This is a genomic window from Marinobacter sp. F4216, from assembly GCF_019931195.1.
GTDB classification, from domain to species: domain Bacteria; phylum Pseudomonadota; class Gammaproteobacteria; order Pseudomonadales; family Oleiphilaceae; genus Marinobacter; species Marinobacter suaedae.
Map to the genome: position 1 here is coordinate 18,159 of NZ_JAIOUO010000008.1, position 12,608 is coordinate 30,766.

The window sequence follows — 12,608 nt, forward strand, 5'->3', positions numbered from 1 at the left end:
GTAAAGGAAATGCCTCTAAGGCCATCCTATTACCAGCCCAAATTCCCATTCCAACGCTTTACACCTGTTGAATCCAGCTCGAGTACCCCATCGCCCGCCTGGGCACCTTTCGGCGTGGCCCGGAGGGTGTAGGTGGTGGCTGTCGCAGCCTGGATGGTCAGGTCATAGTATTTGGTGTCACCTGACACCGGTGCCTCGTCCGGGAAGATGGCAGGGGCACCGGTATCGCCCCCACCGGTTGCTGCCCCCTGGTAGCTATTGTTACCTGCAAAATGACGTTCCATGGCAGCCGCCATCTCCATCAGCGCACCCTGGCCATCAACCCGGCGAGTGCGATCGACCTGGCTCTGATAGCTGGGATACGCAATCGCGGCAATGATGCCAATGATCGCAACCACAATCATCAACTCTATCAGCGTAAAACCCTTTTCGGTCTGACGTAGCTTGCTCACCATTTAGTCCTCATACCAGTAGGTTTCAACAACACCTTTGACAGTTTCGAACGTCTGGCACTCGGTACCCACACAAATAACGTCAGTGTCGTCCACCCGCATGCGCTGAGGCGACGGCGGGAGTCCCGGAACATTCACCAGGACAGGCCGGTCAGTAGCTGTTAGCTCGTTGCTCGCGTCCCCACCGATAGCGTCATAGTTTCGAACCGCACTGCCGTTCAGCGCCGAGATATGGTAAAGGCGCGAAGTACCTGTCGGTGGCTGACAAGGATTTTCACTTACCTCAGGCTCATAGGTTGTTATGAACACCTCACTGTTAATGGTGGTGGCCGCAGACAGCACTTTTTCACCATCGTTTTCCAGTTTGATCAACCAACCTTTCGAACCGGCGAGCGAATTAGCGGCCGCTTCTTTCTCAGTCGCTGTTCCCTGTTGAATCAGGTTGTCGGTAGTGTCATAAAGATCTGCTTCCGTCGCCGTTTCATAGAGAACATCCAGTTGGTCCGGATCGTCGGGATCCAATGGAGCGCTGCTGACTGCTGCAATCTTCAGCATGTAGATTCGATCATCTACTGCCTCATCCAGAGGACTTGCCTGATAACCGGAACCGATAACCAATCCCAGATATCTCGTACCGCCAATCTTGATGCCGAACAAATCCGGACTGTGATAGAACCGGCGATTGTTCTGTTCGCCTTCTCCGGCCAGATCAGCAATCCGGCCTCCGGTTGCGAATTCGCTCAGCCGATTGCCGTTCGTGAAATCAAAACGGAAAATCTGGCCGCCCATGTCACCCACATAAACCTGGTCTGCCAAGCCATCACCGTTGACATCCAGAACTCTTGGCGAGGCGGGAATGCTGTACTGCATATTGGCCAGTTCCAGGGTGGCACCGCTATCAGTTGGCCCCGCCCACCACAGCAGATCGCCCGTTTCCGCATCAACAATGTAAAGGGCTCGACCTGACGAATCGGGAGTTCGAACCGAAACAGAGTCCTGATTGGTATCGTAACCCCCGGCAAAAATAAGCACTTCATGGAGTGAATTTGCAATTTCCACCTTGGTTTTCACCGGCTTGGACCAGGTCTGTGCCAGCTCCGCAAAGTCGGTTCCGGCAACGCCGCCAGTGATGGACCACATCAGTTCGGGAGAAGTCCTGTCGGTGACATCCAAAGCGTAATAACTCTTTCCGCCCCGGCGCATGCCACCAAAGATGCGCACGAAGTCATCATTTCCATCGATTTTCCCATTGTAATCGGCATCTTTGGTCCACTGAACCAGAGTGCCATCCATGCCATAGAGCTTGGAGGATGAATCAGTGCTGTTCATCAGTGCAGGCTGGTTTACCAGAAGTTCCCGCGGAATGAAGGAGAAATGGCTGGCCCCGCTTTCGCCGTTCACGCCGTGGATAAAGCCCTGGTTGTCACTGTAGAAAATGGTGATGTCCTGGGGATCGGTTGTTGCATCATAGATCGCCAGTTGAGGCACCGAATGAAGGGGGTCGGCGAGGAATTTCCGGCCCTCGGTGGTATCCGCATCTTCATCTTCGTCATTGACATCCACGCCGCGCGTCCAGTTTATGATTTTCGCAAGATCCGCATCAGCCATGGACGCATCGCCGAAGTCCGCTCCGGTCAACTCGGTATTAGTCGCAACAACGGCATTGGAAGCGTCGGACAGATCGCTTCGCTGATCATTCAGGTTGGAATAAACCGCCCGGCTTGCCGCCGTAGCCGGAAGCTGGGAGGCTGCGCCACCTTTTCTTACGCTTGCACCATCTGCAACCGGACTCCACCAGCTCTTGGCAGTGTCCTTGAAAAAGCCCGTTGCCAGGTCAATCGCCGCGTTTCCGTTGACGTCTTCAATATAGGCTGTCTTCTCCCCCGTGTCCGGATCCGTGGCGATCGCAAGCTCATAGCGTTTCAGGTTGCCATCCCAGATAGAGCCTTTACCGGATTGGAACAGGGCGTAATACAGCATGTTCAGGTGATTCAATCGGTCAAACGTATTGACCGCCACCCCGGGTGCCACATAAGTGGTTGAGCGCGCCTTGACTTCCTCAACAATCCTCTCGAAAGCCGAGGTAAGCTCTGCGGCGTTGTCCGCCAGAATATATTGCCCGCCGCCCTTTCTGGCGGTCTCAGCCAGAAGAGTTTGATCCGTTTTAAAGCCGACCGTATAAGTCACCACTTTCTGATCGCCGGGCAGCTCATCTGGAATCATGTCGTTGCCATACATGTACTCCGCGATTTCATCAAGACAGTTATCGGTGCAGGCATCGGCTCCGATGACGCCCTCGAAATCGAGCTCATGGTTATAGTCCTGAGCACTGGGCTCACCGTCTGTCAGAACAACGGCATAGCTCGGCTGGCAGGAGTACTCGATCGGGCTGGTGAAGCTGCCTCCGCTTGAAACACCCGAAACGGCGCCATTGTCCTCGTCGGTATCGCGAATGAACACTTCTTCGCCCTGATAGTACCGCATGGCCTGAAACAGACTCTCCGCCAACGGAGTACCACCACTATCCGTCAAAGCATTCACCTGGCCGATCAAGCTGTCGGCTCGACCCTCAATACCAATATCAGCCACAGGCGCTTTGAAATAAGCACCTTCACTTCCGCCAAACACCATGAGACCCACGTTTACGCCGGAAAGACTATCCAGCAGGTCCTCGGCTGCATCTTTCATGACCGACAGACGCGACACACCATCGACATCTTCCGTTCCCATGCTCCCCGACGCGTCCAGTATCAGCATGATATTGGGTTTAACGGTGTTCTGAGCGTTGTTGAAGAAAATTTCGGTGTCGTCTGCCACAGCAGCGACCCCTGCCATGGAAAAGTAAGCGGCGGAACACACCGTGGTAAGAATACGACTCATGCTTGTTTTCATTATTCTGCCTCCGCCCCGCGACCACGCCAAAACATCACTTGCTCAACCATCCCGGTTTCCCTGTTGATAACCACGGTCCCCGGATTTCCGTTCAGGCTACGTACCTGGCTGGAGGAGACTGATTGCCCGCCATAAGAGAAACGCAATTTTCGGGACGGCAGGTATCCGGGCAATTCGCACTGCGCACAATCTTCCAGCCGGACCTGAACGACTTCGCCGCTGGAATTGAACACCAATTCAACACTCATGATTTCCGCAGCCAGCAAATCGCCATCCAGCATGGATCGCTCCTGCTCTGCGTTACCTGTCACGGAGAGCAGGCCGAGCACCAGGCCGGCCACAAAAACACTGCACATTCTTTTCATCGTCATTTCTAATCCCTCTATGACTAGCCGTTCAGTAGTACTCGACGCCTTTAAACACCCGGGCCTCAGCGCCGGTGTTGGCCATGGAACCCTCACCGATCAGCTCGTAGCGAAACCCTTTCAGATTGTTTGAGCCCTCATCGGCATTCATCGAGGTGCCGCTGGTTACGATAATTTCTCCGAGATAGCGAACCTGATATGAGCCGGAAACACCATTGGAGCTATCTATGGTCTGAGCCTCTTCACTACTGTAACCAGAGGCGGACTGCATGGACTCCCGGAGTGTATCGAGATTATTGGCCTTCAATTGATTGGTGAGTGCGCCGACAGTTGCCTCGGCCGCCTGGAAGGCACGGTTGGAGTTCTGGGCGTTAACAGCCATACGCTCCTGCATAATTGACGAGTTCATGCCCGCGACACCGATCAGAGTCAGCACCAGTAGAACGATCAGGCTGGTAATCAATGCCGCCCCATCCTGGTACCTGGACATGACAGTGGTTTTCAGGTGATTCATAACTCCCCCTTTAGTCGCGGTTACGAAGCATAACGGTGGAAATAAAGGTACGACGAACCCGGTCATCTTCCGGATGCGTCACTGCACCGGCTGCTGCGCCACCTGCTGCGACAATGGTCTCCCCAGGCAGGGGGTAATCGATGGTGTCGGTAAAATTGCTGGATCCATCCGCGTCACTGATCAACAGGCCGACACGAACGGTGATGACATTGGTCATATCGCCCACCTGGTCAGCGGTTCCGTAACGAACATTGCCGGTTGGCAAGAGCTCACCATATTCCAGCTGCATGCTCTCAACACCCTCCACAATCTCATCAATCTGGAACGTGGGAGTGGCAGCATTCAGCAGATTGTTGGTGGCCCTATAAAGGGCCCGGATGTCGTTGCCGCGGGCATCGTCACGGCCTGTATCGGCAACAAAGTACACCGTGGCGGAAAACTGCATGACTCGAGCCGAGTCGGTGTAGGCCTGGCTCAGTCGGTTGCTGGTATTCACGTTATTGGCATGGGCCCAGGTATCAGAACTGGGCTGACTGGAAATCCGAAACAGGTCCGCCGCCTCACAGTCTGAAATAAGGACAATTTGCCCCTGGCTGAACAACCCTACGTCAGACCCCTGCACCTGAATATTGGCGTTGTCGGCCGACATGTTACCGGTTAGCTCGACTTCGACCGACTCCCCGCGCTGCACCGCCAGGACATCGCTACCCACAACAGCGCGGGTCTCGATGCTGGTTCCATCAAACTCGGTGCCATCGGCCCAGCTGGCGTCGTCCACTTCCCAGCCCCGAAGGGTCGAGTCGAAAAAACTTCCCGTCGGAGGATTTTCGGCGATGATATTCAAAGTCACATCATCCGGGTCGGCACACCCCTGAAAACCGACCATCCGCATGTCCCGAGCCATGATATCAGTGCCAATCCGGCCGGACTCTTGCACCCGTGCCAGGGAGTTGGCAAGCCGGGATGTCTGGCTGGAATCGATATAGACGGTAAAAATGCCAAGCAGAAGTATCGAACTGACTGTCAGGGCAACCATCATCTCGACCAGCGAGAGACCTGCCTGCATTCTCAAAAGCCTGTTCCTTCGAACATCCAACAATTTCATGGTTTCTGCCCTCACAGCGTAAAGCTCACGGTGTAGGAGTTGTCACCGGCTATCTGGCCGGCAGCATTGCTCCGACTGCCCTCCTGCCACTGCACGCTGATGGTGTAGGTATTGGTGGCGGCATCGTGGCTGATGGTGCCAATGCCGCCGGGGATCATGGTCATGTTGCTGCCAACGTTCTGGATCTGGCGAGTCCAGGCGGCCTTGTCGTAATCAACAAGGCCGGCAGCCGAACAGCCGGCTGCTTGACTGGCGCAGGCCGGGAGGGCTGTTGATGCTCCGTCGGTAGTGAAATTGTCGTAGGCGGTGGCCTGATCTTTATTGGCCCGCATCCGGTCAGCCATGTCGTAGGCGAGGATACTGGCCTGGGTGCGAAGATAGGCACCCTGGTTGTTGAGCATACCTTCAAAAAGCAGGCTGGCCAGGCCAAGCAATCCGATAGCGAGGATGAACAGCGTGACCAGGATTTCGATCAAGGTGAAACCCTTTTCACGCTGGCCACCGGCACGGCCTTTCACAAGGCGGAATACCTGAGGATTTTTTTTAAACATCTGAAACTCACCCTTTATGGACAGGTAACGTCGTTGCCATCATGGTCATCGAGGACTCCGGCAGTGCCGCCGCTGTCGCGGGCAAGTCGGGTCTGCCCGGACACCCCGACAACCACCGCCCTGGCCTGAGCAGCACCACGATCATCACAAATCACAAATGTACCAGCGGCATTACCCGTGGCAGAGGGGATAGGAAAGCCGTTACTGGCAAACTGAATAAAGTTACCGCTGTCACTGGTGGCGTCCACCAGCCGCAGAGAGTTGCCCCCATCAAGGACCTCCCTTACCTTCAGCAGTGCATCACCGTCTCCCGCGTCCAGGGTCCGGTCGCCGTCAATATCCCGGAAAATAATCCAGCCGGTTTCCCAGGCGGCATTGCCAGAACAGCTGGCGAGATTGGTCGAACCACACGCCGTAACGACGCCGGAGCGTAGCTTGGTGGCTTCACTTCGTGCAAAACTGATCATGCTGGTGGTTTCGTTGACCTGGGCCGCCAGACGATTGTTCATGACGGTGTCGCGAAAGGACGGAATGGCAAGGCTTGCCAAAATCGCGATGATGATGATTGTGACAATCAGCTCAATGAGCGTAAAACCCGCAGCGCGTTGATACCGATACATAGTCGATTCCTATTAAGACCGACTTATAGGCTATTCGGACACGGGGCAAGTTCACCAGTGGCATTCGACAAGCGGAAGCTTATGGCGGATAAACGGCTAACCAGCGGAAAAAAATGGGATTAAGCTCACATTTTTGAGCCGGAGAAGGGCGAAATTGCAAGCGCACAGACCAGAGCTTCAGGCGCTACTGGTCTGAGCACGAGACCGGAGATCAGGAAACCTCAACCACATCGATCCTCAATTCTTTCGGCATGGAAAACACGATATTTTCCTCGCGCCCATCCACCTCTTGAGGCGCTTCCCCACCCAAATCCTGCAAGCGAGATACCACATCATTAACCAGAACTTCCGGGGCAGAAGCGCCAGCGGTGACACCAACTGACAACTTGCCATCAAGCCAGGAGGGATCAATCTGGGAGGCATTGTCGATCAGGTGAGCAGGGGTGCCCATGCGTTCGGCGAGCTCGCGGAGGCGGTTGGAGTTTGAGCTGTTGGGGGAACCGACGACAAGCATCAGGTCACAGTCACCCGCGAGCTGCTTTACCGCGTCCTGACGGTTCTGGGTGGCGTAGCAGATATCGTCCTTGCGCGGCCCCTGGATGTCCGGAAATTTGACGCGCAGGGCGTCGATCACCCGGGCCGTGTCGTCCATGGACAAAGTGGTCTGGGTGACATAGGCAAGGCGAGCCGGGTCACGAACTTCAAGCTTCTCAACATCCTGTTCGTTCTCCACCAGGTAGATGTCACCGCCATTGCTGTGATCGTACTGTCCCATGGTGCCCTCCACTTCCGGGTGGCCATGGTGACCGATCAGAATGCATTCCCGTCCATCGCGGCTGTAGCGCATCACTTCCATATGCACCTTGGTGACCAGCGGACAGGTGGCATCGAATACTTTCAGTCCACGCCGGGCCGCTTCGTTCTGCACGGCCTGGGATACACCGTGGGCACTGAAGATCACCAGCGTGTCGTCCGGCACTTCATGCAGTTCATCCACGAAAATGGCTCCGCGATCGCGAAGGTTATCCACCACAAACTTGTTGTGGACCACTTCGTGACGCACGTAGATCGGAGCGCCGAATACGTCCAGAGCGCGGTTAACGATTTCGATGGCGCGATCAACGCCGGCGCAAAAGCCACGGGGATTGGCGAGTCGGATCTGCATGCTGGTGTCCCGCTGGTAATCGATGGGAAAATTTGAAATCAGTGCGTCGGTTTCGCTGGCTCGACGTCGAGAATTTCCACCTCGAACGTCAGTGTACGCCCGGCCAGAGGATGATTGAAGTCCACTTCCACCTCGTCCCCTTCAACGCGTATCACCACGCCGGGCAACTCGCTCTGGCTGGCATCGGCAAAGGAAATGACCACCCCTGGCTCCAGCACCATATCGGCGCTGAATTCATGGCGTTTGAACGTCTGTTGATTGTTCGGATTACGCTGACCGAAGCCTTTCTCGGGCGGAACCTGGAAGGTATCGCGATCGCCCGCCTGCATGCCCATCAGCAATGCCTCGAAGTTCTCAGGCAGATTTTCATCGCCGATTTCGAGGGTCGCAGGCTCCTTGTCAAAGGTGGAATCGATGACCTCACCGTCGTCCATACGCAGGGCAAAATGCAGCTTGACTCGCGTACCCTTGTCTACGGGAAGTTCTTTCATGGGAATTATTCGCTCCTCTCCGCATCCCCGTCACCTTCACGGTCGGAGTTGCGAAACATATCCAGAATCATCATCGCGGCGCCGATGGTGATGGCCGTATCGGCAATGTTAAACGCCGGAAAATGCCAGTCGCGCCAGTAAAAATGCAGGAAATCCACCACGTACCCGTGGACAACCCGGTCGTACACATTACCCAAGGCCCCGCCAAGAATGAGTACGATGGCCACCGCCATCCAGGTTTCATGGCGCTTCAGATTGCGCAGCCAGTACACCAGTACGCAACTGACCCCAAGCGCCAGGACCACGAAGAACCAGCGCTGCCAGCCATCTGCCCCGGCCAGGAAACTGAACGCTGCGCCAGTGTTGTGCAACAGCGTCAGATTAAACATGGGGAACACAGGCACCGGTGTCGCGTAGGTCAGCATGGCAGTGGCCATGGCCTTGGTGCCTAGATCAATAATGATCACCAGCACCGCGAGCCAGAGCCATTTGAGCTTGCTTCCGGTTGTCTGCGTTTCTGTCATTGCCGTATCCATCAGGCGAACGAACGGGCCTCACCCGGCCCTTCGATGTTGGTCACGCAGCGGCTGCAAAGATCCTTGTACTTGGCGTTGCGACCGACATCCTCGCGGTGGTGCCAGCAGCGCTCGCACTTGTCGTGAGAAGCGGGGGTAACCGCCACACGCAGGCCTTCATACCCGGTCAACTCGGCATCGCCCGCCTCGGACACTGGCTTAACCGTCGCTTCGGAGGTGATCAACACGAAACGCAGTTCGGAACCCAGATGCTTCAGGTTTGCGGCCAGGTCACCCTCGCAGTACAGCGTGACTTCGGCACTCAGGGAGCCTTTGATTTCACCCCGGGCACGCGCATCTTCCAGGCACTTGTTGACGGCTTCCTTCACACCGAAGATATCGCGCCAGTAATCGCGACCCAGCTCGGCGTTATCCGGCAATGCCTTCAGGCCCTCATACCAGGTTTCGTAGAACACGGTATCGCCTCGCTCACCCGGGAGGTGCTGCCAGATCTCGTCGGCCGTGAAGCTCAGGATCGGCGCAATCCAGCGCACCATGGCTTCAGCCACATGGTACAGAGCGGTCTGGCAGGACCGGCGCGCCAGACTGTCCGCCGGAGTGGTGTACTGGCGATCCTTGATGATATCCAGATAGAAGCCGCCAAGGGTCGCCTCACAGAAGTTGTACACTTTCTGATAGATCCGCAGGAACGCGTAGTTCTCGTAGTCTTCCCGCAATTCGTTCTGTAACTGAAGCGTCCGATCCACCATCCAACGATCCAGTGCGATCATCTCCTTCGGGGCAACCATGTGCTGTTCCGGATCGAAGCCGGTCAGGTTGCTTAACAGGAAGCGTGCGGTGTTACGGATCCGGCGGTAGCCATCCGCGGTCTGGCGCAGGATATCCTTGGACACGGTCATCTCGCCGCTGTAGTCGGTGGCGGCCACCCACAGGCGAAGGATATCCGCGCCCAGCTCATTCATCACTTCTTGGGGCGCGATGACGTTGCCAAGGGATTTGGACATCTTGTGCCCTTTGCCATCAACGGTGAAACCATGAGTCAGCACCTGCTTGTAGGGTGCGACGCCATTCATGGCGATGGACGTTTTCAACGAAGACTGGAACCAGCCACGGTGCTGATCGGAACCTTCCAGATACATATCCGCCGGGAACTGCCCCAGTTCAGGCCGTGCCCGGAGGACAGAATCGTGAGTCACGCCGGAGTCAAACCAGACATCCAGGGTATCCGTGACTTTCTCATACTGATCGGCATCGTCACCCAGCAGGGTTTTCGCGTCCAGGTCGTACCAGGCATCGATACCGTCGGTTTCGATGTGCTCGGCCACGCGCTCGATGAGACGCTCGGTGTCCGGATGCAGATCCTGGGTTTCCTTGTGAACAAACAGGGTAATCGGAACACCCCAGGTACGCTGACGGGAGATACACCAGTCCGGGGATTGCTCGAACATGGCTTCGATACGGTTTTTACCCCAGCCCGGCACCCAGCGAACACCCTGGATGGCCTCAAGCGCGTCGGCACGGAGGTACTTCTTGTCCATACTGATGAACCACTGCGGCGTGGCGCGGTAGATCAGCGGGGTCTTGGTTCGCCAGCAGTGCGGATAGCTGTGCCGGAACTTCTCGGAACGCACCAGTTTGCCTTCCCGTTCCAGCGCGGCACACACAGGTTCGTCCGCCTTGTAGACATGAATACCGGCCAGTTCGCCGGCAGCACTGGTGTAGGTACCGTCGGCCTGCACCAGGTTCAGGGTATCGATACCGTAAGCCTTGCCCACCTCAAAGTCTTCCAGACCGTGATCCGGCGCGGTATGAACGGCGCCAGTACCGGCATCCGTAGAGACGTGGTCGCCCAGAATCACCGGTACCTGCTTGTCGTAGAACGGGTGTTGCAGGGCCAGGTTTTCGAGATCCGAACCGGCACAAGTGGCCAGCACCTCGAAAGCCTCAACTTCCCAGCGACTCATGATGCCGTCGACCATGTCCGCCGCCAGAATCAGGCGCTCGGGACCATGGCCAACATCGGTCTGAACCAGCGCGTATTGGAGATCAGCGTTCAGGGATACCGCCTGGTTGGCCGGAATAGTCCAGGGCGTGGTGGTCCAGATCACCACGGAAACACTTCCCTCACCTTTCCGGGTATCGAACAGGGCCAACGTCTTATCCTGATCCACCGCAGTGAAACGCACGTCAATCTGGGTCGATGTCTTGTCCTGGTATTCAACCTCGGCCTCTGCCAGTGCGGACTGACCAACCACACTCCAGTAGACGGGCTTGTAACCACGAACCAGGTGACCATTGGCAACGATCTTGCCGAGGGCGCGGACAATGCCTGCCTCAACCTTCGGGTCCATGGTCAGGTAAGGCTTGTCCCACTCACCCATCACACCCAGGCGGATAAAATCGGTTTTCTGGCCTTCCACCTGCTTGGCGGCATAGTCGCGACACGCCTGGCGAAAAGTCTTGTAGTCCACCTTCACGCCGGCTTTACCAATTTCCTGCTCGACCTTGTGCTCGATCGGCAGGCCATGACAGTCCCATCCCGGCACGTAGGGCGCGTCGAAGCCCATGAAACCGCGGGACTTGACGATCATGTCCTTGAGAATCTTATTGACCGCGTGACCGATATGAATGCTGCCGTTGGCGTAAGGAGGGCCATCGTGAAGAATGAACTTGTCCCGACCTTCACGCTGCTTGCGCAGGTTGCCGTAGACATCCAGGTCCTGCCAGCGCTTGAGCATCTCGGGCTCACGCTTGGCCAGGTTACCACGCATGGGAAACGCGGTTTCCGGCAGATTCAGGGTATCTTTGTAGTCGCTCATGGTCTCTGTGCGTACTCTTTCAGGTCAGTTTCGGTCAGTCATCAATTGTGCCGGTGTTATCCGGCGTTGTTCAGCTTGTTGCCCGGGCGGAGCCATGTTCAGCAAGCCAGGCCCGGCCAGCTTCAAAGTCTTTGGCGATCTGTTGCTTCAGCGCATCCACGGAGGCAAAACGGATTTCTTCCCGCAGCCCGTGGCGGAAAACCACCTCAATGTGGCGGCCATAAAGTGTGCCAGTAAAGTCAAACAGGTGCACTTCGAGTGCCGGCTGCTTGCCATCTACCGTAGGACGAAGGCCGATGTTGGCGACGCCATCGTATACCGAACCGTCATCCAGTGTCGCGCTGACCACATACACACCCTGTAAGGGTGCCATACGCTTCAAACGGATATTTGCAGTCGGCGCACCGATTTCCCGTCCAAGCTGGCGCCCATAAACCACAGTGCCGCGAATCCGGTAAGGATGCCCAAGCAGGGTTTCCGCTTCTTCCAGGCGATTCACGTTCAAGCACTCACGAATCCGGGTGCTGCTTACCCGTTCACCATCCAGGGTGACTGTCCGGGTATTTTCCACCGTAAACCCCTTGGTCCGTCCGGTTTCCCGCAGCAGCATGAAGTCGCCCGTACGGTCGCAGCCAAAACGGAAGTCGTCTCCCACCACCAGATGACGAACACCCAGGCCATCCACCAACACCTCTTCAATAAAGGCCTGGCTGGTCAGGCGGCGAAAACGACCATTGAAGTTAAGGCACAATACGTAGTCCACGCCCGCAGCGGTCAACGCTTCGAACTTCTGGCGAAAAGACATCAAACGGGGCGGCGCCTGATCGCCCTGAAAAAACTCCCGGGGCTGCGGCTCAAACACCATTACCACGGACGGCAATCCCAGACTGGCGGCCTTCTCTTTTACTTGCTGCAAAATGGTCTGGTGACCGATATGCACACCATCGAAATTACCGATGGTCGCCACGCAGCCGCTGGCCAGTGGTGAATCCGCCTGTTGGGCGAGTTGTTTCAGGTTGGCGAGACCTCGGATAAGACGCATGCAATGCAAACCTTCAATTGCCAGCTGGCTTTTGGTGTTTTCGCTTCCCTGCCTTC

The 12,608-nt window shown here is 56.3% G+C and carries 12 protein-coding genes; all 12 read right to left on the reverse strand.

Translation table 11 applies throughout. From position 1 onward, the window contains the following. Positions 1-29: 29 nt before the first annotated feature. The 12 genes from K8I84_RS15140 to ribF all read right to left on the reverse strand — a co-directional run bounded on the left by K8I84_RS15140 (position 30) and on the right by ribF (position 12,552). Positions 30-455 carry a type IV pilin protein gene (locus K8I84_RS15140; protein ID WP_223795620.1) on the reverse strand — a complete coding sequence of 142 codons (426 nt, stop codon included), beginning with the start codon at positions 453-455 and terminating at the stop codon, positions 30-32. Further along, the gene (locus K8I84_RS15145; protein WP_223795621.1) at positions 456-3,332 is read right to left on the reverse strand and encodes a pilus assembly protein; all 2,877 of its coding nucleotides are present in this window, start codon (positions 3,330-3,332) and stop codon (positions 456-458) included. 11 nt (positions 3,333-3,343) lie between these two features. Beyond that, complete coding sequence (locus K8I84_RS15150) at positions 3,344-3,715, reverse strand: hypothetical protein (protein ID WP_223795622.1); 372 nt, start codon at positions 3,713-3,715, stop codon at positions 3,344-3,346. A gap of 25 nt (positions 3,716-3,740) precedes the next feature. Continuing rightward, positions 3,741-4,223 (reverse strand): PilX N-terminal domain-containing pilus assembly protein, encoded by a 483-nt coding sequence (locus K8I84_RS15155; RefSeq protein ID WP_223795623.1) that lies wholly within the window; start codon positions 4,221-4,223, stop codon positions 3,741-3,743. A gap of 10 nt (positions 4,224-4,233) precedes the next feature. Next, positions 4,234-5,289: a PilW family protein gene (locus K8I84_RS15160; protein WP_263283186.1), complete on the reverse strand. Its 1,056-nt coding sequence runs from the start codon at positions 5,287-5,289 to the stop codon at positions 4,234-4,236. A gap of 50 nt (positions 5,290-5,339) precedes the next feature. Next, positions 5,340-5,879 carry a type IV pilus modification protein PilV gene (gene pilV, locus K8I84_RS15165; RefSeq protein WP_223795625.1) on the reverse strand — a complete coding sequence of 180 codons (540 nt, stop codon included), beginning with the start codon at positions 5,877-5,879 and terminating at the stop codon, positions 5,340-5,342. Positions 5,880-5,893: 14 nt separating this feature from the next. Further along, positions 5,894-6,499 (reverse strand): GspH/FimT family protein, encoded by a 606-nt coding sequence (locus tag K8I84_RS15170; protein ID WP_223795626.1) that lies wholly within the window; start codon positions 6,497-6,499, stop codon positions 5,894-5,896. A gap of 211 nt (positions 6,500-6,710) precedes the next feature. Beyond that, a complete protein-coding gene (gene ispH / locus K8I84_RS15175; protein ID WP_223795627.1) occupies positions 6,711-7,664 on the reverse strand; it encodes a 4-hydroxy-3-methylbut-2-enyl diphosphate reductase in 954 nt (317 codons plus the stop codon). Between the two features lie 38 nt (positions 7,665-7,702). Beyond that, a complete protein-coding gene (gene fkpB, locus K8I84_RS15180) occupies positions 7,703-8,155 on the reverse strand; it encodes an FKBP-type peptidyl-prolyl cis-trans isomerase (RefSeq protein WP_223795628.1) in 453 nt (150 codons plus the stop codon). Between the two features lie 5 nt (positions 8,156-8,160). Next, positions 8,161-8,691: a signal peptidase II gene (gene lspA / locus K8I84_RS15185; RefSeq protein ID WP_223795629.1), complete on the reverse strand. Its 531-nt coding sequence runs from the start codon at positions 8,689-8,691 to the stop codon at positions 8,161-8,163. After that, on the reverse strand, positions 8,691-11,510 hold the full coding sequence (gene ileS, locus K8I84_RS15190; RefSeq protein WP_223795630.1) for an isoleucine--tRNA ligase: 2,820 nt from the start codon (positions 11,508-11,510) through the stop codon (positions 8,691-8,693). The genes lspA and ileS overlap by 1 nt, the downstream gene beginning before the upstream one ends. Before the next feature lie 70 nt (positions 11,511-11,580). After that, positions 11,581-12,552 carry a bifunctional riboflavin kinase/FAD synthetase gene (gene ribF / locus K8I84_RS15195; protein ID WP_223795631.1) on the reverse strand — a complete coding sequence of 324 codons (972 nt, stop codon included), beginning with the start codon at positions 12,550-12,552 and terminating at the stop codon, positions 11,581-11,583. Positions 12,553-12,608 lie beyond the last annotated feature (56 nt).